The following is a 23,247-nucleotide window of genomic DNA, read 5'->3' as shown; positions in this document are numbered from 1 at the left end:
AAGGGCTACCAGGACGTACAGCACCGTGTGCCGAAGATCGACAACACGATGGAAGAACTGGGCTGGCAGCCGAAGCTGAACATGGARCAGGCGCTGCGCCGCATCTTCGAAGCCTACCGCGACAAGGTGGTGGAGGCGCGTACGCTGGTCGACGCCTCGCACTGAGCACGGCATGGCACGCATTGCCCTGAAAGTCGATGTGGACACGCTGCGCGGCACCCGCGAAGGCGTGCCCAAGCTGCTGTCGATGCTCGCCGCCGTGCAGGCGGAGGCCACGTTCCTGTTCAGCCTCGGCCCGGACCACACGGGCTGGGCGCTGCGGCGCGTGTTCCGGCCCGGCTTCCTGAAGAAGGTGTCGCGCACATCGGTGGTGTCCAACTACGGGCTGCGCACGCTGATGTACGGCGTGCTGCTGCCGGGGCCCGACATCGGCCGCAAGGGCGCCGCCGAGATGCGCGCCGCCGCTGCGGCCGGACACGAGTGCGGCATCCACACCTGGGACCACGTCTACTGGCAGGACAACGTACGCACGCGCGACGCCGCCTGGACGCGCCGCCAGATGCAGCACGCACACCGCCGCTTCGTCGAGGTCTTCGGCACGCCGCCCACCACGCACGGCGCGGCAGGCTGGCAGATGAACGACGACGCCTTCCTGCAGATCGACGACTGGGGCATGGCCTACGCCTCTGACGGACGCGGCACCGCGCCGTACATCCCCACCGTAGCGGGCAAGCCCTGCCGCCACGTGCAGATGCCGACCACGCTACCCACGCTCGACGAGCTGATCGGCGTGGACGACCTCACCGAGGACAACGTCCACCACGCGCTGCTGCGCCTGACCGACGGCCCCGGCGATCACATTTTCACGCTCCACACGGAGCTGGAAGGCGGCAAGCTGGCRCCCGTGTTCGAGCGCCTGCTGGCCGGCTGGCGCGCGCAGGGCCACGACCTGGTATCGATGGCCACCTATTACCGCCACCTCGACCGGTCCGACCTGCCGCAACTGCCCGTCACCTGGGGCGAAATTGCCGGCCGCAGCGGGGAACTGATCATCCAGCCGTAGGTTTGCGGAGATTAGCCCCCCTAATCTCCGCATATCCTGCSGCGAATAAGTTGCGGATGCGGAGGTCGTCTCGGGCCCCATTGGCCGCCAGCGCGTGCATTTCGAGGCGCCGCCGGCCGATCAACTCGAAGACGAGTCCCACCTGTTCCTCAAATGGACCKTGCAGTCGACCACGCCCACCTGAACCTTGACGCGGTACTGGCCAAGGCGCGCTTCTGGCGTCACTGGGCGATGCTGCCGTTGAACGAGCGGCAAGTGAAGCTTCTCAACCGACCGGCGGGCGCAGTACCGGTTACGAACTGGAGGACAGGTTCACGAACGCACGCCCCGCGCCAGCCGAAGCCCGTTGAACACCACCAGCAGGCTGGCGCCCATGTCGGCGAACACGGCCATCCACATCGTGCCCAGGCCCATCACGGTCAGTACGAGGAAGACCGCCTTGATGCCCAGCGCCAGCGCGATGTTCTGCTTGAGGATGGCCGCCGTGCGCCGGGAAAGCTGCACGAAGGTGGGGATCTTGCGCAGGTCGTCGTCCATCAGCGCCACGTCGGCCGTCTCGATGGCGGTATCGGTGCCCGCCGCGCCCATGGCGAAGCCGATGTCGGCGCGCGCCAGCGCCGGGGCGTCGTTGATGCCGTCGCCCACCATGCCTACGCCGCCGCCGTGCGTGTGCGCCTGCCCGGCCAGCGCCGCGATGGCGTCTGCCTTGTCCTGCGGCAGCTGATTGCCGCGCACCTCGTCGATCCCCACCGCCGCGCCAATCGCCTGCACCGTGTGCGGGTTGTCGCCGGACAGCATCAGCGTCTTCACGCCTAGCGCGTGGAGTGCSTCGATAGCCTGCCGGCTGGTGTCGCGCACCGTATCCGCCACGCCGAACAGCGCCAGCGCGCGCGGGTTCGCCCCATCCGCGCCGGCGGACGCCAGCAGGACGAGCGTCTTGCCCTGCCGCTCGATCGCCTCCAGCCGGGCCTCCAGCGCCGGCGAGCACGCGCCGAGGTCGTGGATCAGGCGATGGTTGCCGAGGAAGTACGTCACACCCGCCACGCYGCCGCGCACGCCCTGCCCCGGCAACGCGGCAAAATCGTCCACGGCGAGCGGGGCGATGCCTTCCGCTTCGGCCGCCACAGCCACGGCCCGCGAGACCGGGTGGTCGGAGCGCGCGGCCAGGCTCGCCGCAATCGCGCGTGCCTGCGGCAGGTCATCCGCCAGCAGGCCGACATCGGTCTGCACCGGCTTGCCGTGCGTGAGCGTGCCGGTCTTGTCGAGTGCCAGCCACTTCAGGTGCCGGCCCTGTTCCAGATAGACGCCACCCTTGATCAGGATGCCGCGCCGCGCGGCGGCGGCCAGCCCGCTGACGATGGTCACCGGCGTGGAGATCACCAGCGCGCACGGGCAGGCAATCACCAGCAGCACCAGCGCCTTGTAGATCCAGTCGGGCCAGGCGCCGCCCAGCAGCAGCGGCGGCACCACCGCCACGGCCACGGCCAGCGCGAACACCACCGGGGTGTAGATGCGCGCGAACTGATCGACAAAGCGCTGCGTGGGCGCGCGGCTGCCCTGCGCGGCCTCCACGGCGTGGATGATTCGGGCCAGCGTGGAATCGCTGGCCGGGGCCGTCACGGTGTATTCGAGYTCGCCGGACTGGTTGATCGAGCCRGCGTAGAGCGGGTCTCCCACGGCCTTGTCGACCGGCACGCTCTCGCCCGTGATCGGCGCCTGATCCAGCGCGGACTGGCCGCGCAGCACGCGGCCATCGATCGCCACGCGCTCGCCGGGGCGCAGGCGCACCACGGCGCCCACGGGCACGTCGCGCGCCRTCACGGCCAGCCAGGTGCCGTCCGGCTGCTGCACGGTGGCCTGYTCGGGCGCCATCGCCATCAGCCCCCGCACGGCGTTGCGCGCGCGGTCCAGCGAGGCGGCCTCGATGCGCTCCGCCAGCGCGAAGAGGACCATCACCATCGCCGCCTCGGGCCACTGGCCGATCAGCATGGCGCCGGTGACGGCGATGCTCATCAGCGCATTGATATTGAGGTTGCCGTGGCGGATGGCGATCCAGCCCTTGCGGTAGACGCCCAGACCCGACACCAGCACGGCGGCCAGCGCCAGCACGGCGGGCGCATACGGCAGGCCCCATTCGAACCAATGCGCCACCTCGGCGCCCAGCGCCGCCACGCCGGCCAGCGCCAGCGGCCACCAGGGCTTGGGCGSTTCGGGGGCGGCGACCGGCGCATCAGCCTGGGTGTCGGCATTCAGCGGCTGGGCATGCATGCCGAGCGTGGCAATCGCCTTGACCACGCCCTCAGTCGAATCCAGCGTGTGGTGGACGGTCAGCACGCGCTGCATCAGATTGAAGTCGAGCGCAGCCACGCCGGCCATGCCGCCAAGCTTGTTGCGGATCAGCGTTTCCTCGGTCGGGCAATCCATGGCCTCGATGCGGTAGGCGGCCGAGCGCGTACCGGCCGGGGCCGCCTTCGGCTTACGGATGGGCGTCGGCATCGACACCGTTGCCGTACCGCAACCGCCGCCACAGCAGGCGTGCTCGGCGGCAGGGGCATGGGCATGATCGTGGGCATGATCGTGGTCGTGCGCATGTGCATGAGGCATCACGTGATCGTCGGTATGGCGAGCCATGGCGGTGAGCGTTGGTCTGATATGGATGTCATTGAAGACCCTGTAGTCGCTACAAGGTCAACCCTTCGGGGCGAAGCCCCACAGATGACACGGTTGTCACGTGCGCCCGCGCGGCAGCCCCGTATAATCGGCCGCCATGCGTCGCCTGCTCCTCGTCTTTCTCGCCATCCTGCTGCCGATCCAGTTCGCCTGGGCCGGTGCTGCGGCGTATTGCGCCCATGAGGAGCGCACGCCGGCGAACGGCGCCAGTTGGCACATCGGGCATCACAGCCATGTGCATCCTGGCGCCGATGCCCATCAGGACGCCGCCAAGCCGGCCCCGAAACTGCCCGACGCCGACTGCGCCGCCTGCCACTTCCCCGGCTCGCACGGGGTGATTGCGCAGGCCATCCTGCCCGGCAGCTACCATTTCGTCACCGTGCGCTACCTGCCGCGTGTTGCGGGCTTCGGCTCGATCCCCGCGCGCGCCCCAGACCGGCCCCAGTGGTCCCGTCCCGCCTGAGCGGCGAGACGCGGACAATCCCCCTTCCCTGACTGCCTGACGTCTCGCCGRTTTTCCCTGTTTGCAACGGTGAAATTCGATGAGAAACCTTGTATTGCCCTGGGCAATGGCCGCCGCTTTGGCGTGGTGCGGCCTCCTGCCCCATGCCGCCGCGCAGCKTGCCTTGCCACCTGTGTCACCGCCTGCCGGCCAGGAGCCACCCGGCCCGCTGACGCTGGAAACCGCGCTGGCGCTGGCCATCGCGCAGAACCCCACGCTCTCCGCCTCGCGCCACGAGCTTGACGCCACCGAAGGCGGCATCACCCAGGCGCGCGTGATACCGAACCCCGAAGTGGCCGTGCTGATGGAAGACACGCGCCAGTCCACCCGCACCACCACGGCGCAGATGAACCTGCCGGTGGAGCTGGGCGGCAAGCGCGCCGCGCGCATCGGCGTGGCCCAGCGCACCCGTGAACTGGCGCAAGCGCAGCTGGAAGCTACGCAAGCCGACCTCCGCGCCAGCGTCATCGGCGCCTTTTTCAACGTACTGGTGGCCCAGGAGCGCGTGCGGCTGGCAGCGGGTGCCGTCGACATCGCCAGGCGCGGCGCCAACGTGGCCGCGCGCCGCGTGGCGGCCGGCAAGGTCTCGCCGGTGGAAGAAACCAAGGCCGGCGTGGAGTTGGCCAATGCCGAACTCGAGCGCGCCGAGGCCGATGCGGCGCTTGTCGCCGCGCGGCAGGCGCTGGCCACGCTGTGGGGCAACCCGTCGCCCCAGTTCGCCGAAGCGGACGGCAGCCTCGATACGCTGCCCGCGCGCCCGGACGCCCTCGTCCTGCGCGAAGCGCTCGACGCCGCCCCCGCCACCGTGGCCAGCCAGCGCGAACTGGCGCGCCGGCAGGCCGAGATCAACGTGGAGCGCAGCCGCCAGTATCCCGATGTGACGCTGAGCCTTGGCGCCAAGCGCGAAAACGCGTCCGACCGTGGCTACTACCCGGTGCTCGGCGTGGCGATTCCGCTGCCGCTGTTCGATCGCAACCAGGGCAACCTCTACACCGCGATCCGGCAGGCCGACAAGGCGGCGGACACCTATCGCGCYACGCGGCTCCGGCTGGACCACGACCTCCAACAGGCCACCAGCCAACTCGCCGTCTCGCGCGGCTCAGCGCAGACGCTACGCGACACCGTGCTCCCTGCCGCCCAGCGCGCCTATCAGGCCGCCACGCAGGGCTTCGAGGCCGGCAAGTTCAGCTATCTCGAAGTACTGGACGCCCAGCGCACGCTGTTCCAGGCGCGCATCCGCTATCTCGGCGTGGTGGCCAATGCCTGGCAGGCCGCCACCACGATCGACCGCATTCTCGGCCGCTGACGCGCCGCAAGGATTTCCCATGACCCTCACACGAAAACAAGGCATGGCCATCGCGGCCATCGTCATCGGCRGCCTGATCGCCGCGCTSGCGCTGCTGCTGGTGGGCCGCGAGAGCGGTTCGCATGACGACCACGTCCATGGCGGCCACGGCAGGCACAGCGAAAATGCACCCGCCGCCTCGGCGCCTCAGGCCCCAGCCGCCGCCCCCGGCCTGATCGCCATGACGCCTGAGCAGATCGCCAACGCCAACCTCGTGCTACGTACCGCCGGCCCGGGCCGCATCCGCAGCACGGTGCAGTTCCCGGGCGAAATCCGCTTCAATGAGGATCGCACCGCCCACGTGGTGCCGCGCGTGGCGGGCGTGGCGGAGGCGGTCGCGGCCAACCTCGGCCAGCGGGTGAAGAAGGGCGACTTGCTGGCGGTTTTCGCCAGTTCGCAGTTGTCCGAACTGCGTAGCGAATGGCTGGCCGGCCAGCGCCGGCTGGAGCTGGCGCGCAGCACCTTCGCGCGCGAGAAGCGGCTCTGGGAAGACAAGGTGTCCGCCGAGCAGGACTACCTGGCCGCCCGCACGGCCTTGCAGGAAGCCGAAATCGCCGTGCGCAACGCCACGCAGAAGCTGACCGCCATCGGCGCGAAGCCTTCGTCGGACGGCATCAACCGCTTCGAGCTGCGCGCGCCGTTCGACGGCATCGTGGTCGAGAAACACCTGTCGCTGGGCGAAGCCGTGGGCGCCGACACCGCCGTCTTCACCCTCTCCGACCTGACCACGGTCTGGGCCGAATTCGTGATCGCGCCGAAGGATCTCGGCCACGTGCGGCTCGGGGAGGCGGTRCGCGTCACYTCCACCGCGTTCGACGGCACCGCCGACGGCAAGGTCTCCTACGTGGGCGCCCTGCTCGGCCAGCAGACCCGCACGGCCACCGCCCGTGTGACGCTGGCCAATCCCGAGATGGCCTGGCGCCCCGGGCTGTTCGTCACGGTCAGCGTCAATACGGGCGAAGTGGACGCCCCCGTGGTGATCGAAGCCGAAGCCCTGCAGACCGACGATGGCCACACCCAGGTCTTCGTGGCGGTGCCCGGCGGCTTCGCGGCGCGCACGGTCAAGACCGGCCGCACGGACGGCCAGCGCATCGAGGTCACGGACGGCCTGCCCGCCGGCACGCGCTACGTGGCGGCCAACAGCTTCGTGCTGAAGGCCGAACAGGGCAAGGCTGGCGCCGAGCACGCCCACTGAGCGGAGCGACCACACATGTTCGAACGCATCCTCCGCTTCGCCATCGCCCAGCGCTGGCTGGTCATGCTGGCCGTGCTGGTCATGGCCGCGCTGGGCTTCTACAACTACGGCCGGCTGCCGATCGACGCCGTGCCGGACATCACCAACGTCCAGGTCCAGATCAACACGGCGGCGCCGGGCTACTCGCCGCTCGAATCCGAGCAGCGCATCACTTATCCGATCGAAACGGTCATGGCCGGCCTGCCGGGGCTGGTGCAGACGCGCTCGCTGTCACGCTACGGGCTGTCGCAGGTCACGGTGATCTTCCGGGACGGCACCGATATCCACTTCGCGCGGCAACTGGTCAGCCAGCGCATCCAGGACGCCCGCGCGCAGCTGCCAGCCGGCGTGGCGCCGCAGATGGGGCCAATCTCGACCGGCCTCGGCGAGATCTACCTGTGGACCGTGGAGGCGGAACCCGACGCGCGCAAGCCGGACGGCACGCCCTACACCGCCACGGACCTGCGCGAGATCCAGGACTGGCTCATCAAGCCGCAGCTGCGCACCGTGCCGGGCGTGACCGAGATCAACACGATCGGCGGCTTCGCCAAGGAATACCTCGTGGCGCCGAACCCCGAGAAGCTGGCGGCCTACGGCATGTCCCTCCAGCACGTGGTGCAGGCGCTGGAGCGCAACAACGGCAACGTCGGCGCCGGCTATATCGAGCGGCGCGGCGAGCAGTACCTGGTGCGGGCGCCGGGGCAGGTGAAGTCGATCGACGACATCCGCGATGTGATCGTCGGCACCGCCCAGGGCCAGCCGATCCGCATCCGGGATCTGGCCGATGTGGGCCTGGGCCGGGAGTTGCGCACCGGCGCGGCCACCGACAACGGGCGGGAGGTAGTGCTCGGCACGGTCTTCATGCTGATTGGCGAGAACAGCCGCGCCGTGTCGCGCGCGGTGGATGCGCGCATGGTGGCGATCAACAAGTCGCTGCCGGCCGGCGTGCGGGCGGTGACGGTCTACGACCGCACCGTGCTGGTCGACAAGGCCATCGCCACGGTCAAGAAGAACCTGCTGGAAGGCGCCGCGCTGGTGGTGGCGGTGTTGTTCCTGTTCCTCGGCAACCTGCGCGCGGCGCTGATCACGGCGATGGTGATCCCGCTGTCGATGCTGTTCACGTTCACCGGCATGGTSGCGGCCGGCATCAGCGCCAACCTGATGAGCCTGGGCGCGCTGGACTTCGGCATCATCGTCGATGGCGCGGTGGTCATCGTCGAGAACTGCGTGCGGCGGCTGGCCCATGCGCGGCAGGCCGCCGGACGGCCGCTGACGCGTGCCGAGCGCTTCGAGGAGGTGTTCGCGGCGGCGCGGGAGGCGCGGCGGCCGCTGGTCTTCGGCCAGCTCATCATCATGATCGTCTACGTGCCGATCCTGGCGCTGACGGGCGTCGAGGGGAAGATGTTCCACCCGATGGCGAACACCGTGGTGCTGGCGCTGCTGGGCGCGCTGATCCTGTCGGTGACCTTCGTGCCGGCCGCCGTGGCGCTGTGCATTGGCGACCGCGTGGCGGAGAAGGAGAACCGCGTGATGGGCTGGGCGCGCCGCTGGTACGCGCCGGCGCTGTCGCGCGCGCTGGCCAATACGCCGGTGGTGCTGACCGGCGCCGTGGTGGCCGTGCTGCTGAGCGGGCTGGTGGCCACGCGGCTCGGCAGCGAGTTCATCCCCAACCTGAATGAGGGCGACTTCGCCGTGCAGGCGCTGCGCATTCCAGGCACCAGCCTGACCCAGTCGGTGGCGATGCAGCAGCAGATCGAAACCCGGCTCAAGGCGAAGTTTCCCGAGGTGGAGCGCGTGTTCGCGCGCACGGGCACGGCAGAGATCGCGGCGGACCCGATGCCGCCCAACATCTCGGACGGCTACATCATGCTCAAGCCGCGCGACCAGTGGCCCGATCCATCCCGCTCGTACGACGCGCTGCGCACGGCCATGTCAGCCGAACTGGAGCAGCTGCCCGGCAACCGCTACGAGTTCTCGCAGCCGATCCAGCTCCGCTTCAACGAGTTGATCTCTGGCGTGCGCAGCGACGTGGCGGTGAAGCTCTATGGCGACGACAACGCCGTGCTGGCCGCCACCGCCCAGCGCATCGCCGAGGTGCTGCAACGCGTGCCCGGCGCCGCCGAGGTCAAGGTGGAGCAGACCTCCGGGCTGCCGGTGCTCACGGTAGACATCGACCGCGCGCGCGCCGCGCGCTACGGCCTGAACATGGCCGATGTGCAGGAAACCGTGGCAATTGCCGTGGGCGGGCGGGAGGCCGGCCTGTTCTACCAGGGCGACCGCCGCTTCAATATCGGCGTGCGGCTGCCGGAAGGGATTCGTGCCGACGTGGAGGCGCTGCGGCGCCTGCCGATTCCGCTGCCGGCCGCGGAAACCAAGGGCGCCGAGGCGCGCACGAGCTACATCCCGCTGGGCGAGATCGCCACGCTGGAGATTGCGCCGGGGCCGAACCAGGTATCGCGCGAGAACGGCAAGCGGCGCATCGTGGTCAGCGCCAACGTGCGCGGGCGCGATGTCGGCAGCTTCGTGCCGGAGGCGATGAGCGCCGTCGAGCGTGGGGTGACGGTGCCGGCCGGCTACTGGATTGCCTGGGGCGGCACGTTCGAGCAGCTGCAATCGGCCACGCAACGGCTCGCCATCGTGGTACCGCTGGCGTTGCTGCTGGTCTTCGGGTTGCTGTTCGCCATGTTCGGCAAYCTGCGCGACGGCCTGCTGGTCTTCACCGGCATTCCGTTCGCGCTGACGGGCGGCGTGCTGGCGCTCTGGCTGCGTGGCATGCCGCTGTCGATCTCGGCGGCGGTGGGGTTTATCGCGCTGTCTGGCGTGGCGGTGCTGAACGGGCTGGTGATGCTGTCGTTCATCCGCACCCTGCGGGACGCCGGCGAGCCACTGGACGCGGCGGTCACMACCGGCGCCCTGACCCGCCTGAGGCCCGTGCTGATGACGGCGCTGGTGGCSTCGCTGGGYTTCGTGCCGATGGCCATCGCCACCGGCACGGGCGCCGAGGTACAGCGCCCGGTGGCCACGGTGGTGATCGGCGGCATCCTGTCATCGACGGCGCTGACGCTGCTTGTCCTCCCGGTGCTKTACCGGTGGGCGCATCGGCGCGGGGGATTGGGCGCCGCCGGGCCTGCTCTTAGTGCTCGCAGTTGACCATCCAGCTCATGCCGAACTTGTCGACGAGCATGCCGAAKCCTTCGGCCCAGAACGTCTTCTGGTACGGCATGAGCACCTTTCCGCCTTCGGCCAGCGCCTCGAAGATGCGCTTGCCCTCCGCGTTGGGCACGTAGCCCACGGACAGCATGAAGCCCGAGAAGGGATACGGCTGGCCTTCCCTGCCGTCCGAGGCCATGATCTGGCTGTCGCCGATCTGGATGTTGGCGTGCATCACCTTGTCCCCCCAGGCCGGCGAGGCAGGCGCCTCTCCGGGCGGCGCTTCCTTGTAGCGCATCAGGAACGTCACCTTGGCGTCGAGCACCTTGCCGTAGAACGCCATCGCCTCGTCGAAACGGCCACCAAAATCGAGATACGGTTGTACCTGCATATCGGTCTCCTTTACGTCACGTGGGTTGCCCAGATCCGGGCGCCGTCAATTATGCGCCGGCCTTGCTGCCGGTCAACGCGTCCGGAAAGTCGATCTCGAACTCGGTCTGTACCGCATCGCTGCGCACGGTGACGCTGCCGCCATGCAGCCGCATGATGGTATCGACGATGGCCAGCCCCAGCCCCGTGGAGGTGGCCGAATTGCGGCGCGACGGGTCGGCGCGGTAGAAGCGCCCGAACAGGTGCGGCAACGACTCCGGCGCGATGGCCGGGCCGTCGTTGGCCACGCGGATGTCGGTAAAGCCCGGCCGACCGCGCCCCACCGCCACGCGCACGGTGCTGCCGGCCGGCGCGTGGCGCAGGGCGTTGTCGAGCAGGTTGATGATGGCGCGCCGCAGCAGCGTGCGGTCGGCCGTGACCGTGGCGACGCCCGACACGGCCAGCGTGACGTCGCGGTCGGCGGCCACGGCCTCGAAGTACTCGGCSACCTTGTCCAGTTCKGCGCGGGCGTCGAGTTCGCATGCCCCCAACGCCACCTGCGCGTTGTCCGCGCGGGCCAGGAACAGCATGTTCTCGATCATCCGCGCCAGCCGCTCGTATTCCTCGAGGTTCGATTCGAGCAGCGATTCGTACTCGGCGGCGCTGCGGCGTTGGGCCAGCGTGACCTGCGTCTGTCCCACGAGGTTGCTGATCGGCGTGCGGAAGTCGTGGGCCAGATCGGCCGAGAATGCCGAGAGCCGCGTGAAGCTGTCCTGCAGCCGCGCCAGCATGCCGTTGAGGGCGCCGGCCAGTTCGCGCAGCTCCTCGGGCGCGCCGCCCACGTCCAGCCGCGTAGCCAGCCGGCTGGTGGTCACCGCCGCCGCGTCGCCGGCCATGCGGCGCAGCGGCCTTAGGCCCCGGCGCGCCAGCAGGTAGCCCAGCGCCGCCGCCACCAGCGCGCCGCACAGCACGGCGCCCAGTAGCTGGCTGCGGTATTCGCTCATCAGCGCCACGCGGTARCCGGCATCGCTGAGCACGATGATCTCCACGGCGCGGTCGGTATTGCCCAGCACGCCCAGCGCCGCCATGCCGCGCGACGGCACGCCGTTGCGCGGATACCAGGTCTGGAGCATGCCCTTGTCCGGCGCGGCGTTAGCCGGCAGCACGCGCAGCGGCGGCACCGACTCGTTGCGCGGATTCAGCGTGATCAGCGGCTCGCCCTGCCGCGTGCGCACCACGAGGATCAGGCCCTCATGGCCCATGGCGATATCGGCAAAGCGGTGGGTGTCGGCACGGATATCGGCTTCGTCGCCCACCTCGCGCAGCAAGTGGCGCACGAGCAGGATCTCGCCAACCAGTTCGCTCTCGTCGCGCGCCTGCAGCTGGCTGTCGAGCGCGCTGGAGAGGTAGGCGGCCACGCCGACCAGGATCAGCGCCGTGGTCAGGCCATAGGCCAGCGCCAGCCGCGTGGTCAGGGACGCCGTGAGGGAAACCGGGAGCGCGCCGGAGAGGCGGCCCAGCATTCGTCGCCAGCGACGCGCCATCGCCGCTCAGCCCTCGTCCGATTCGTCGAGCACGTAGCCCATGCCGCGACGCGTGTGGATCAGCTTGCGCGGGAACGGATCGTCCACCTTGGCGCGCAGCCGGCGGATGGACACATCCACCACATTGGTATTGCTGTCGAAGTTCATGTCCCAGACCTGGGAGGCGATCAGCGAGCGCGAGAGCACCTCGCCCCGGCGCCGCGCCAGCAGTTGCAGCAGCGCGAATTCCTTCGATGTGAGATCGATCTTCTGCCCGGCACGCGAGACGCGGCGCCGGATCGCATCGATCTGGAGRTCGGCCACCTCCATGAACTCGCTCTCGCGCAGCGGCCCGCGCCGCAGGATGGTGCGGATGCGCGCCACCAGTTCCGCGAAGGCGAACGGCTTGACCATGTAGTCGTCGGCGCCCAGTTCCAGGCCCTTGAGGCGGTCGGACAATTCGTCGCGAGCGGTCAGGCAGAGCACTGGGGTGTCCTTGTCGCGGCGCAGTTCGCGCAGCACCTGCCAGCCGTCCATGCCGGGCAGCATCACGTCGAGGACGATCAGGTCGTAGTGCTGCTCGCGTGCGTGGCCCAGGCCGTCCACGCCGTCGCGGGCGAGATCGGCCACGAAACCTGATTCCGTGAGGCCCTTGAGCAGGTAGTCGCCGGCCTTGGGTTCGTCTTCAACAATCAGGATGCGCATGGGAATTCACTGACACCAGCCATGGGTTGCGGGGGGAATCCACGACACTAGCCGAGGTTGGTACGCAATGGGCGAAGATTGCAGGAATGTCATCTTGGCGCCAGCGTTCTGACGGGTGGAATCCCAKTACAATGCGTGCTGCCATGATGAAAGGACGCCACCTGTGCGTCCCGTCTGGCGCGCCGCCCCCAAGATCCCGCAATGAAACGCCTGCCTGCCCTCTCCCTGCTGTGCCTTGCCCTGTCCACCCTGCCCGTTTCCGGCGCCAGCGCGGCGGTCGTGGACTCCAGCGTAGCGGAAGTGGCCGGTTTGTCGATGTCGGAACGGCATGTGGCCATCAAGGCCGAGGCGGAAGCCGCCATCGCCAACACGGAAGCGGCCCAGTGCACCGAGGCGACCAGCGCGGCCAACCTGCCGGCGCCCCTGCCCGTGCTCGCGGAACTGCCGCGTGTGGCGCTTGAGCATCATCGACACTCCATGCCGATGGCCTCGCCGGCGGCGTTCGCGACCTCAGCGGCCTACGTCCCGCKGCCGGYCGAGCGCCCGGCCCCTCACTGCTGAACCCTGCCCGCGTGGCGCTCAGTCCACGCGATAAAAATCGATCGACTGCCCCGCGTTGACTGCGCGCTGGAGCCAGTCGGGATATTCGCCGGTACCGTCCCACGTCTGCCCCATCGCATTGCGGTAGAGCACCCGTACGCGCGCAACTTCGGGTTGGGCGGCGATGGTGGGGGGTACGTCGGTTTCCACGGTGACGGCGTCGCCGTCTTCGCTATCGGCAAAGCAACCTGCTTCGACCAGATCGTCGAACGTCAGGCCATGGCGATCCATTTGCTCGCGGATCCACGCTACCGCGGCTAGTTTGGCTGCATCAGACTCGGACATGACTATCGTGCGGCGCCCGCCGCAAGATGGGCGGGCTGGTGAAAGACCTTTTTGGGGGAATGGCCCTGAACGGCTGGGCCAGTACGGATTCTACAGGGTGTTTGCTCCGCCCCCGCCGCATTTCGTGCGGCGGCACATCGTCACACCGCTGGAATTGCTGCATGACAGCATTGTCATGGATGGGTCATCTTGGCGTCGGGGGCCCGCTTCTAGACTGCCTGCCATGGTCGCCATCAGCCCGGTGCGCGTCGTCAAGAACGGCGCCACGCAGCGCGGCCCAACGCAGTTTCCCGCCTCCCTGGGACACGCAACGGAGTCTCACTATGCCTTCTATCCGACAAACCATCCGACAAACCATCGCCTACGCCGCGCTGGCCGCCACACTGGCCGGCACCGCCGGTCTCGCCAACGCCGCGCCGCGCTCGACCGACCCGTTCACCGACGGGGCCCGTGTGGGTGCGCGCGATGTCTATTCCGACGGCGCCCGCGCCGTGCACGACACCCGCAGCCCGTTCGTGGACGGTGCGTTCAGCGCTACCGGCCCGCGTGACGCGTTCGACAGCGGCGCCTGATCGACACCCCTCCCTCSCGCGCAGGCGGCTTCAGCCCGCCTGCTCCACGCCGGGAAATTGCGACGCGGGCATCGGGCGGCCCAACAGGTAGCCTTGCAGCGCGTCGCAGCCCARATCGGCAAGGAAGGTCCGCTGCGCGGCCGTTTCCACACCTTCCGCCACCACCTGCAGTTTCAGCGTGCGGCCCAGCGCCACGATGGCGGACACGATGGCCGCATCCTCCGTATCCTCCGCAAGATCCCGCACGAAGCCACGATCGATCTTCAGCTCGCTGGCCGGAATCCGCTTCAGGTGCAGCAGGCTCGAATACCCCGTACCGAAATCATCGATGGCGATGCGCACGCCCATGTCGTCCAGTTGCGTGAGGATGGCCAGGCTGGCCTCCACGTCGCGCATGGCCGTGGACTCCGTGATCTCCAGCGTCAGGCTGGCCGGCGGCACGCCGTGGCACGCCAGCGCCTCCCCTACCGACTCGACCATGCCGGCATGGCAGAACTGCAGCGCCGACAGGTTGACCGCCATCGACCAGCTCGTATGGCCCAGCGCGTGCCACTCGGCCAGTTGGCGGCACGCCTCGTCGAGCACCCAGGCGCCAATCGGCACGATGGCGCCGGTCTTCTCCGCCAGCGTGATGAACTGGTCCGGCATCAGCATGCCGTGCGCGGGATGGTTCCAGCGCAGCAGCGCCTCCGCGCCGACCAGCTCGCCGCCCGCCGCCGCGAACTTGGGCTGGTAGTGCAGCTGTAGCTGCCCGTGCTTGAGCGCGCCGCGCAGATCCTGRATCAGCGCCTGCTGGGTGCGCGCCTGGTGATTCATCGAGCGTTCGAAGAAGCAGTACGCGTTGCGGCCGGCGGCCTTGGCGTGATACATCGCCGCGTCCGCGTTGGACATCAGCGCGTCCTGGTCCTGCCCATCCGCCGGATGCAGGGCGATGCCGATGCTGCCCGAGACATGCAGCGCATGGCCGGCCACCTGCACGGTCTCGCGCAGCGCTTCCAGCAGCCCTTCGGCGATCACGCCGGCGTCCTCGGGTTCGTCGATGCGCACCAGCAACACGAATTCGTCGCCGCCCACACGCGAGATGGTGTCATCGGCGCGCACCGCCGAGCGCAGCCGCCGGGCGATTTCCACCAGCAGGCCGTCCCCCACGTGATGGCCGTAGGTATCGTTGACGCCCTTGAATCCGTCGAGATCGACGAACAGCACGGCAAAGCGCGCATGCTGGCTGGCGCCGGCCTGGATGGCCTGCGCGAAGCGGTCGTCCAGCAGCGCGCGGTTCGGCAGATGGGTGAGCTTGTCGTGCAGGGCGAGGAATTCRAGTTCCTTATTCGCCACGCCGAGCGCCTGTGCCAGCATGGCGGTGCGCATTTCCAGCCGCATGTCGAGGACCGACGTAATCAGCGCCACCGCCAGCACGCAGACCGTGACGACGAGGATGGGCAGCGCCAGCGAGCCGCTGTCCACGCCGTCCCGGGCCGCGCCGCACACGCTGCCGAGCGGAAACTGGGCCGCTGCCATGCCCGTGTAGTGCATGGCGGCGATGGCCCCGCCCATCACCACGGCGGCGCCGAGGCGCAACTGGTGGATGCGCGGCATGTTCCGGCGCAGCCGGAAGGCAATCCACAACGCCACGCCCGACGCCACCACCGCGATCCCAATCGACAGCACGAACAGCCACGGCACGTACTGGATGCCCGGCTGCATGCGCAGCGCGGCCATGCCGGTGTAGTGCATGCTGGCCACGGCGGCGCCGAGCACCAGCGCGCCCATCACCAGCCGGCGGCGAGGCAGGTGTTCCTGGCAGACCAGTTTCAGCGCGAAGGCCGAGGCGACGATGGCAATCAACAGCGAGCCCACCGTGATGGCGGGGTCGTAGCCCAGTGGAATCGGCAGCCGGAAGGCCAGCATGCCGACGAAATGCATCGACCAGATGCCCAGCCCCATGGCAACCGCGCCGCCGGCCAGCCACATATGGGCATAGCGTCCGCGCGCAGTGGCGATACGGCCGGCCAGGTCCAGCGCGGTATAGGACGCGAGGATGGCCACCAACAGGGAAAACAAGACGAGAAGCGCGTCGTAGCTCGGGGAAATCATGGTGGCGCGTGACGAAGCAGTGGCTTGGAGAGCCGGAATTCTGAGGGGTGGCGCCGCGCGAGCGTGCAATTCCCGTTATCAGTAAGGTTATCGGCGGATGGAGGCCAGACTTTAGCGGGATTGCGCTAGGCCCGCCTCCCCCGTTTTCCCTGCTTGCGCGCTGATATCCGACCTGTACCCGGCTTGCGCCCAGCTTGCCGAGGGCTTGACACGAGGCCGACCCGGCCCGCCCSCCGTCCGACAATTCCTACATCCCAATCGGCGCGCGCCGGAATGGCTGYGCCCAGCGCCCCGCCTATTCTTGAGTCGTGGCGGAAGCGCCGCATCGCAAATCTGCAAGACCTAGGCAATGCGACGCGGCCCGCGGAATGCAGGAGAGCAACCATGTGGAAACGACTGGCTGGCGCGCTCGCGGTGGGCGCATGCTGTTGGGCCTTCTCGGGCTGCACGGCAACCGGCGCCGTCGCGGGCGGCGTCGTTGGACACGAAGCGACCAACGGCAGCRCGCTAGGCACCGTGGGTGGTGCSGTGGTGGGTGGCGTGATTGGCCACGAGCTTGGCAAGTAACGCTGCAAGTAACGGATTGATGAAGTAACGTTTTCCGCGGTCTGGATGGCGGGCAGGGTCGTCCAGGCTAGCGCGGCATATGCTTGAAGATGGGAAGGATATGCCGCCGCGCGCCGCGCCATGAGCATCGGCTGTTGTGTTTTTCAACGATGAGCGGACGTTTTCATCGCTGAAAGGCATCGCGGCACACAACGATGTCAGATCTCCCCGATCGTCATGGCGCGGCCGTGGGAAACCCTGCAATGAGAAAGCCCCGGCGCGTGTGCACCGGGGCTTTTTCTTTTCCTGCTTTTCTCGATACTGCCTTCGACACTGCTYTCGACACGCCTCTCGCGTTCCCGCGCGATAGGACTAGTACGACTTCGGCAACCCCAGCACCCGCTCGGCGATATGGCACATGATCAGTTGGGCGCTGACCGGCGCGATGCGCGGGATGTACGACTCACGCAGGTAACGCTCCACGTGGTATTCCCGCGCATAGCCCATGCCGCCCAGCGTCAGCACGGCGGTCTGGCACGCCTGGTGCGCGGCCTCGGCGGCCAGGTACTTGGCGGCGTTGGCCTCGGCGCCGCACGGCTTGCCGTTGTCGTAGAGCCAGGCGGCCTTCCACACCATCATGTCGGCGGCTTCCAGCGCCATCCACGCCTGCGCCAGCGGATGCTGGATGCCCTGGTTCTGGCCGATGGGCCGGCCGAATACGATGCGCTCGCGGGCGTAGCGGGTGGCGGCCTCCAGCGCAGCGCGGCCCAGTCCCACGGCTTCGGCGGCAATCAGGATGCGCTCCGGGTTCAGGCCATGGAGGATGTACTCGAAGCCCCTGCCCTCCTCGCCGATGCGGTCCGCCGCCGGCACCATCAGGCCGTCGATAAACAGCATGTTCGAGTCCACGGCGCCCCGGCCCATCTTGTCGATCTCGCGCACCTCGATGTGCTCGCGGTCCAGCGCCGTGTAGAACAGGCTCAGGCCCTGCGTGGGCTTGGCCACGGCCTCCAGCGGCGTGGTGCGCGCCAGCAGCAGCATGCGCGTGGCCACCTGCGCCGTGGAGATCCAGATCTTGCGGCCATCCACGCGATAGGCGCTGCCGTCCGCCGTGCGCACCGCCTGCGTCTTCAGGTGGGTGGTATCGAGCCCCGCGTCCGGCTCGGTCACGGCGAAGCAGGCCTTCTCCTGCCCGGCGATCAGCGGCGGCAGCGCGGCCGCCTGCTGGGCCTCGGTGCCGAACACCACCACCGGGTTCAGGCCGAACACGTTCATGTGGATGGCGGACGCGCCCGAGAATCCCGCCCCGGACGCCGACACGGTCTGCATGATCAGCGCCGCCTCGGTAATGCCCAGCCCCGCGCCGCCGTACTGCTCCGGCATGGCAATGCCGAGCCAGCCCGCGCCGGCCATCGCCTTGTGGAACGCCTCGGGAAACGCGTGGCGCTGGTCCAGCCCGGCCCAGTARTCGGGGCCGAAGTCGCTGCATAGCTGGCTGACGGCCTCGACGATGGCGTTCTGTTCAGGTGTCCTTTCGAAGTTCATCGGCGTCTCGCGTTATTCCGGCTGGATGCCGGCGTCCTTCACCAGCTTGGTCCACTTGACCAGCTCGCCCGCCACGAAGCCGGCGAACTGCTGCGGGGTCTGACCGAAGGCCTCGAAGCCCAGCGCCTCGAAGCGCGGCGCCACCTCCTTGCTCGACGCAATGCGCGACAGCTCGCGATTGACCCGCTCGACGATCGGCTGCGGCGTCTTGGCCGGCGCGAACACGCCGTTCCACGATGTGATGTCGAAGCCCTTCATCTCCGGCGTATCGGCAATCGGCGGCAGGTCCGGCAGCAGGCGGCTGCGCTGCGCGGTGGTCACGGCCAGCGCGCGCATCTTGCCGGCCTTCACGTTGGCGATGCCGGCGGCCACGTCGACGAACATCATCGGCACCTGGCCGGCAATCACGTCGGTCATGGCCGGCGGTGTGCTTTTATAAGGCACGTGCAGCAGGTCCAGCTTGGCCAGRCGCGAGAACGTGGCGCCGGAGACGATGCCMGTGCTGTTGCCGCTGGCGTAGGACATGCCCGGATGCGCCTTGGCATAGGCAATCAACTCGCCCACCGTCTTCACCGGCAGCTTGGGATTGATCACCAGCATGAACGGCAGGTTGCCCATGCGGCCGACCGGCGTGAAGTCCTTGATCGGGTCGTAGGGCAGCTTCTTCATCAGCGACGGATTGGCCGAATGCGTGGTGTTGGTGGTCATGAACAGCGTGTAGCCGTCCGGGGCCGCCTGCGCCACCAGCTCCGCCGCGATGGCGCCATTGGCGCCGGGGCGATTGTCGACCACCACGTTCTGGCCGAGCGCATCGCCCAACTCCTTGGCCGTGATGCGCGCCACGGCATCGGTGCCACTGCCGGCCGCAAACGGCACGACGAGGCGGATCGGGCGGCTAGGCCAGTTATCGGCAGCCTGGACGGCGGGGGCAAACGACAGCGTTGCCAGCGCGGGCAACGCCACGATGGCGGCGGCAAGCACGCGCCGCGCACGGAAAGTCGGCATGGAGGTCTCCTCGGGTTCTTATATAGGCAGGCGGCGCGGATTCAGGCGGGACGGATGACGCGGTCCGGCGATTCCTCGTAAGGCGGGGCGTAGACCACGAGCAGCTTGACGGGCTCGTCGCTGATCACCGTGAAGACGTGCATCGCTTCGGCGGGAAAGAAGCAGCAGTCCCCGGGGCCCAGTTCCTGGGACTGTCCGTTGACTTCGGCSCGCGCACGGCCTTCCAGCACATAGCAGACCTGTTCGATGCCCGGGTGCGCGTGGGGCAGCGCGCCCTTGCCGCGTTCGATGGTGCCGTGGATGACTTCGAGTTGGGTGGCGCCGACGTTCTCGCGCCCGATGATGCGGCGGTTCAGCGTGCCGACGTGATTGGCGGGGTGGTAGCCGGCAACGTCCTCGGTGCGGACGAAATACACCGGCCCSGATGCGGGTGATGCGGGTGATGCTTGAGTCATAAAGGGCTTGTCTCCAACAGGGAATGACATCGGTCGCCGCGTGGCATCACGGGCGTCTCTTTTCATGTTTGTGAAACTGATTTTATGCCCATGAAAAACGAAGTCAACTAGGGGATGGCCCTTGGGTGTGGCGCGGGTGCACAGCGCATTCATGAAATTGAGGCACGAATGAAGTGCATCGACCGAAATTATGTCTCCGCAGGCAAATGCTAGGATGCCAGCCATAACGACACCTATCCAAAAGGAGACAACCCCATGAAACTCAGCCATCTCGCCTGCACTGCCTTGCTCGCCTGCACCGCCGTCGTGGGCACGGCTTCGGCCCAGTCCTACCCGCAACGCCCGGTTCGCCTGATCGTGCCCTACGCGCCCGGCGGCAGCGCCGACATCGCCGCGCGCCTGATCTCGGAAGCCTGGTCGAAGAGCCTCGGCGGCACCCTCGTGGTGGAGAACCGCGCCGGTGCGGGCGGCAATATCGGCGTGGATGCCGTCGCCAAGTCGCCGGCGGATGGCTACACCATCGGCCTGCAAACCGTCTCGCTGGCCATCAACCCGGGCCTGTTCCCGCGCATGCCGTATGACACGCTGAAGGATCTGGCCCCGATCGGCATGGTGGCCAGCTCGCAGCACGTGCTGGTGGTCAACAACAAGGTGCCGGCCAAGAATCTGCAGGAACTGATTGCGCTGGCCAAGGCGTCGCCGGGCAAGCTGACCTACGGCTCCGCCGGCAATGGCAGCACCTTCCATATGTCGGCGGAACTGTTCAAGTCCGTCGCCAATGTGTCGATCGTCCACGTGCCCTATCGCGGCGGCGGCCCGGCCCTGGTGGACACCATCGCCGGACAGGTCGACATGAGCTTCCCGGTGATTTCCGCCGCCCAGCAGCACGTGCAGGGCGGCAAGCTGACCGCGCTGGCGGTGACCGGCGCCAAGCGCTCGGCCCTGCTGCCGAATGTGCCGACCGCCGCCGAAGCCGGCCTGCCCGACTACCAGTTCGAGACGTGGTTCATGGTCTTCGCCCCGACCGGCACGCCCAAGCCCATCATCGACAAGCTCAATGCCTCGCTGAACAGCGCGCTGGCCGCGCAGGCCACCAAGGAGCGCATGGTCAAGGAAGGCTTCGAGCCCACCCCGACCACGCCGGAAGCCGCCCGCCAGCGCCTGGAGCGCGAAATGCCGATGTGGGCCAAATTGATCAAGCAGCGCGGCATCACCGCCGAATGACCGAAGCAGAGAMCGTAGCGATGACTTCCCGAACCCTATACAACAAGCTGGTGGACTCCCACACCGTCGCCCGGATCGAYGAGGACAACGTCCTCCTGTTCTGCGACCTGCATCTGATGAACGAGTACACCAGCCCGCAGGCCTTTGCCGGCCTGCACGAGCAAGGGCGCGGCGTGCTGGTCCCGGGGCAGAATGTCTCGGTCGTCAGTCATATCATCCCGACCCATCCCACGGTGATCCGCGTGATTGCGGACCCGGCGTCGGCGCTACAGGCGACCAACCTGCGCGATAACTGCACCCGCCACGCGATTCCGCTGTTCGACACCAATGACCGCCTGCAGGGCATCGAGCACGTGGTGGCGCCCGAGCACGGCATGATCCGGCCCGGCATGGTGGTGATCTGCGGCGACAGCCACACCACCACCTATGGRGCGCTGGGGGCGCTGGGCTTTGGCATCGGCACGTCCGAGGTCGAGCATGTGCTGGCCACCCAGACGCTGGTCTACCGGATGGCGAAGACCATGCGCATCCGCGTGGACGGCAAGCTGCCGGTGGGCACCACGGCCAAGGACCTGATCCTCAAGATCATCGCCCGCATCGGCGCGCAGGGCGCGCGCGGCTACGTGGTGGAGTACTGCGGCACCGCRATTCGTGACCTGAGCATCGAGGCGCGCTTCACGCTGTGCAATATGACCGTGGAAGCCGCCGCGCGCGGCGCGCTGATCGCCCCGGACGACGCCGCCATCGACTACGTGCTGCGCCGAGCAGCCGATATGGACGAGGCGCAGCGCATCGCCGCCCGCCAGTACTGGGAAACGCTGAAAAGCGATGCCGACGCCACCTTTGACATGGAGTACGTGTTCGATGCCAGCGACATCGAGCCCTACGTCACCTGGGGTACCAGCCCGGACCAGGCGCTGCCGGTGTCTGGCCACATCCCCTTCCCCGAAGACCAGATGGACGATGCCGAGCAGCGCTCGGTGGCACGCGCCCTGGCCTACACCCACCTGACGTCTGGCGCGACGCTGGAAGGCACGCCGATCCAGCACGTGTTCATCGGCTCCTGCACCAATGGCCGCATCGAGGACCTGCGCGCGGTGGCCAGCGTGGTACGCGGCAAGCACGTGGCGCAAGGCGTGCGGGCGATGGTCGTGCCGGGCTCCGGCACGGTGAAGGCGCAGGCCGAACGCGAGGGGCTGGCCGACATCCTGACCGCCGCCGGCTTCGAATGGCGCCAGCCGGGCTGCTCGATGTGCCTGGCGATGAATGACGATGTGCTGGCCGACGGCGTGCGCTGCGCCTCCACGACCAACCGCAACTTCGAAGGCCGCCAGGGGCGCGGCGCCATCACCCACCTGATGAGCCCGGCCATGGCCGCCGCCGCCGCCATCACCGGCACGATTACCGATGTCCGCAAGCTGGAGCTTTCCCATGTCTGATTTCGCACACCTTACCGGCAAGGGCGCAGCCATCCGSTTCGAGAACCTCGACACGGACCAGATCATCCCCAAGCAGTTCCTGCGCGGCATCGACAAGGCCGGCCTGGCCCAGGGCGTGCTCTACGACCACCGCTTCGACGCCGCCGGCCAGCCGCGCCCCGATTTCGTGCTGAACCGGCCCGAATACGCCGGCACCCGCATCCTGGTGGGCGGCGCCAACTTCGGCTGCGGTTCCAGCCGCGAGCACGCGGTGTGGGGGCTCCAGCAGTTCGGCGTGCAGGCGGTGATCGCGCCGAGCTTCGGCGAGATCTTCTACTCGAACGCGATGAACAATCGCCTGCTGCTGGTGATGCTGCCCCGGGACGTGATCGAGCAGTTGATGAACGATGTCGATGCCGACAGCGACAACGTCATCACCATCGACGTCGACGCCATGCGGGTGCGCACCCCGGCTGGCGAATACCCGTTCGAACTGTCCGCGCGGCACCGCCGCATGTTCCTGGAGGGGCTGGACATGATCGGCCTGTCCCTGAAGCAGCGCGGCGAGATCGAGCAGTTTGCCGCGCGCTACTGGTCGGCATTCCCCTGGACCAAGGACGTCGCCCGGCGCACCCGGGATCGCCTCTCCGAGGTCTGAAATAAAAATCTTTCGGATGAGTGCCACCCAAACGGGTGGAACCTGTCTGCATACGGCCCGTGATGAACGGGCCGTTTTGCATTTCGGAATCGATATGGGGACCAGGCAGGCGGCACCATAAGCGCCGCTTTCACCATTTTCCACGCCGMYAATGTATTAAWACGGAGACAATCTCGATACGCTCACCGTGTCTGTGTCGGGCCAGCAACGCAAATTGCAATGGGAATTGTTCGCATTTATATTCCGCCAGCCCGCCAGATAGATGCCCCTCCCGCAGCCGAACC

Annotated in this window: 20 protein-coding genes and 1 pseudogene; 12 read left to right on the top strand and 9 right to left on the bottom strand. The window is 68.1% G+C overall.

Annotated features, from left to right (window positions below):
* Together AB4Z27_RS09910 and AB4Z27_RS09905 are read left to right on the top strand one after the other, a co-directional pair.
* Positions 1–165: pseudogene (locus AB4Z27_RS09910) on the top strand (bifunctional UDP-4-keto-pentose/UDP-xylose synthase); the annotation flags it as partial.
* A gap of 7 nt (positions 166–172) precedes the next feature.
* Entirely contained in the window at positions 173–1,063 is an 891-nt protein-coding gene (locus AB4Z27_RS09905) for a polysaccharide deacetylase family protein (RefSeq protein ID WP_092299942.1), read from the top strand.
* A 312-nt stretch (positions 1,064–1,375) separates the two neighbouring features.
* Here AB4Z27_RS09905 and AB4Z27_RS09900 read toward each other — a convergent pair whose 3' ends face one another.
* Positions 1,376–3,694 (bottom strand): heavy metal translocating P-type ATPase, encoded by a 2,319-nt coding sequence (locus AB4Z27_RS09900; RefSeq protein WP_441644363.1) that lies wholly within the window; start codon positions 3,692–3,694, stop codon positions 1,376–1,378.
* Between the two features lie 136 nt (positions 3,695–3,830).
* Between AB4Z27_RS09900 and czcI the strand changes: the two genes are divergently transcribed.
* The 4 genes from czcI (at position 3,831) to AB4Z27_RS09880 (ending at position 9,964) form a co-directional block, all read left to right on the top strand.
* Positions 3,831–4,196, top strand: coding sequence for a cation efflux protein, CzcI family (czcI, locus tag AB4Z27_RS09895; RefSeq protein WP_092299937.1), 366 nt, complete (start codon positions 3,831–3,833; stop codon positions 4,194–4,196).
* 79 nt (positions 4,197–4,275) lie between these two features.
* The gene (locus tag AB4Z27_RS09890; protein WP_441644362.1) at positions 4,276–5,541 is read left to right on the top strand and encodes a TolC family protein; all 1,266 of its coding nucleotides are present in this window, start codon (positions 4,276–4,278) and stop codon (positions 5,539–5,541) included.
* 19 nt (positions 5,542–5,560) lie between these two features.
* Positions 5,561–6,775 (top strand): efflux RND transporter periplasmic adaptor subunit, encoded by a 1,215-nt coding sequence (locus tag AB4Z27_RS09885; RefSeq protein ID WP_441644361.1) that lies wholly within the window; start codon positions 5,561–5,563, stop codon positions 6,773–6,775.
* Between the two features lie 15 nt (positions 6,776–6,790).
* Positions 6,791–9,964 (top strand): efflux RND transporter permease subunit, encoded by a 3,174-nt coding sequence (locus AB4Z27_RS09880; protein ID WP_441644360.1) that lies wholly within the window; start codon positions 6,791–6,793, stop codon positions 9,962–9,964.
* Here AB4Z27_RS09880 and AB4Z27_RS09875 read toward each other — a convergent pair.
* Genes AB4Z27_RS09875 through AB4Z27_RS09865 form a run of 3 tightly spaced genes read right to left on the bottom strand, consistent with a single transcriptional unit; the run spans position 9,948 to position 12,561 of the window.
* Entirely contained in the window at positions 9,948–10,355 is a 408-nt protein-coding gene (locus tag AB4Z27_RS09875; protein WP_441644359.1) for a VOC family protein, read from the bottom strand. The genes AB4Z27_RS09880 and AB4Z27_RS09875 overlap by 17 nt on opposite strands.
* Before the next feature lie 49 nt (positions 10,356–10,404).
* Complete coding sequence (locus AB4Z27_RS09870) at positions 10,405–11,856, bottom strand: heavy metal sensor histidine kinase (protein ID WP_255370953.1); 1,452 nt, start codon at positions 11,854–11,856, stop codon at positions 10,405–10,407.
* A 27-nt stretch (positions 11,857–11,883) separates the two neighbouring features.
* Positions 11,884–12,561: a heavy metal response regulator transcription factor gene (locus tag AB4Z27_RS09865; protein ID WP_092299922.1), complete on the bottom strand. Its 678-nt coding sequence runs from the start codon at positions 12,559–12,561 to the stop codon at positions 11,884–11,886.
* Between the two features lie 201 nt (positions 12,562–12,762).
* On the opposite strand from AB4Z27_RS09865, the gene AB4Z27_RS09860 reads away from it, so the two are divergent.
* Entirely contained in the window at positions 12,763–13,122 is a 360-nt protein-coding gene (locus tag AB4Z27_RS09860; protein ID WP_441644358.1) for a hypothetical protein, read from the top strand.
* Between the two features lie 18 nt (positions 13,123–13,140).
* Here AB4Z27_RS09860 and AB4Z27_RS09855 read toward each other — a convergent pair whose 3' ends face one another.
* Positions 13,141–13,446 carry an H-NS family nucleoid-associated regulatory protein gene (locus AB4Z27_RS09855; RefSeq protein WP_092299916.1) on the bottom strand — a complete coding sequence of 102 codons (306 nt, stop codon included), beginning with the start codon at positions 13,444–13,446 and terminating at the stop codon, positions 13,141–13,143.
* A 323-nt stretch (positions 13,447–13,769) separates the two neighbouring features.
* Between AB4Z27_RS09855 and AB4Z27_RS09850 the strand changes: the two genes are divergently transcribed.
* Positions 13,770–14,018 carry a copper resistance protein CopQ gene (locus AB4Z27_RS09850; RefSeq protein WP_092299913.1) on the top strand — a complete coding sequence of 83 codons (249 nt, stop codon included), beginning with the start codon at positions 13,770–13,772 and terminating at the stop codon, positions 14,016–14,018.
* A 30-nt stretch (positions 14,019–14,048) separates the two neighbouring features.
* Here the strand turns inward: AB4Z27_RS09850 and AB4Z27_RS09845 are convergent, their stop codons facing one another.
* A complete protein-coding gene (locus tag AB4Z27_RS09845; RefSeq protein ID WP_092299910.1) occupies positions 14,049–16,112 on the bottom strand; it encodes a putative bifunctional diguanylate cyclase/phosphodiesterase in 2,064 nt (687 codons plus the stop codon).
* A gap of 384 nt (positions 16,113–16,496) precedes the next feature.
* Between AB4Z27_RS09845 and AB4Z27_RS09840 the strand changes: the two genes are divergently transcribed.
* Entirely contained in the window at positions 16,497–16,679 is a 183-nt protein-coding gene (locus AB4Z27_RS09840; RefSeq protein ID WP_441644357.1) for a glycine zipper 2TM domain-containing protein, read from the top strand.
* Between the two features lie 351 nt (positions 16,680–17,030).
* Here AB4Z27_RS09840 and AB4Z27_RS09835 read toward each other — a convergent pair whose 3' ends face one another.
* From AB4Z27_RS09835 to AB4Z27_RS09825, 3 genes are read right to left on the bottom strand one after another with little or no spacing between them, the layout of a single operon-like run.
* On the bottom strand, positions 17,031–18,203 hold the full coding sequence (locus AB4Z27_RS09835; RefSeq protein WP_092299904.1) for an acyl-CoA dehydrogenase family protein: 1,173 nt from the start codon (positions 18,201–18,203) through the stop codon (positions 17,031–17,033).
* Between the two features lie 12 nt (positions 18,204–18,215).
* The gene (locus tag AB4Z27_RS09830) at positions 18,216–19,208 is read right to left on the bottom strand and encodes a Bug family tripartite tricarboxylate transporter substrate binding protein (protein WP_092299902.1); all 993 of its coding nucleotides are present in this window, start codon (positions 19,206–19,208) and stop codon (positions 18,216–18,218) included.
* 41 nt (positions 19,209–19,249) lie between these two features.
* Positions 19,250–19,663 carry a cupin domain-containing protein gene (locus AB4Z27_RS09825; RefSeq protein ID WP_092299899.1) on the bottom strand — a complete coding sequence of 138 codons (414 nt, stop codon included), beginning with the start codon at positions 19,661–19,663 and terminating at the stop codon, positions 19,250–19,252.
* A gap of 255 nt (positions 19,664–19,918) precedes the next feature.
* Between AB4Z27_RS09825 and AB4Z27_RS09820 the strand changes: the two genes are divergently transcribed.
* Genes AB4Z27_RS09820 through leuD form a run of 3 tightly spaced genes read left to right on the top strand, consistent with a single transcriptional unit; the run spans position 19,919 to position 22,963 of the window.
* The gene (locus AB4Z27_RS09820; protein WP_441593439.1) at positions 19,919–20,887 is read left to right on the top strand and encodes a tripartite tricarboxylate transporter substrate binding protein; all 969 of its coding nucleotides are present in this window, start codon (positions 19,919–19,921) and stop codon (positions 20,885–20,887) included.
* A 20-nt stretch (positions 20,888–20,907) separates the two neighbouring features.
* Positions 20,908–22,326 (top strand): 3-isopropylmalate dehydratase large subunit, encoded by a 1,419-nt coding sequence (gene leuC, locus AB4Z27_RS09815; protein WP_092299893.1) that lies wholly within the window; start codon positions 20,908–20,910, stop codon positions 22,324–22,326.
* Entirely contained in the window at positions 22,319–22,963 is a 645-nt protein-coding gene (leuD, locus tag AB4Z27_RS09810; protein WP_092299890.1) for a 3-isopropylmalate dehydratase small subunit, read from the top strand. The genes leuC and leuD overlap by 8 nt, the downstream gene beginning before the upstream one ends.
* Positions 22,964–23,247 lie beyond the last annotated feature (284 nt).

Source organism: Cupriavidus sp. KB_39, from assembly GCF_052114485.1.
Classification (GTDB): Bacteria; Pseudomonadota; Gammaproteobacteria; order Burkholderiales; family Burkholderiaceae; genus Cupriavidus.
The sequence above is the reverse complement of the archived record's forward strand: the minus strand, read 5'-3'. Positions and strand labels throughout refer to the sequence as shown.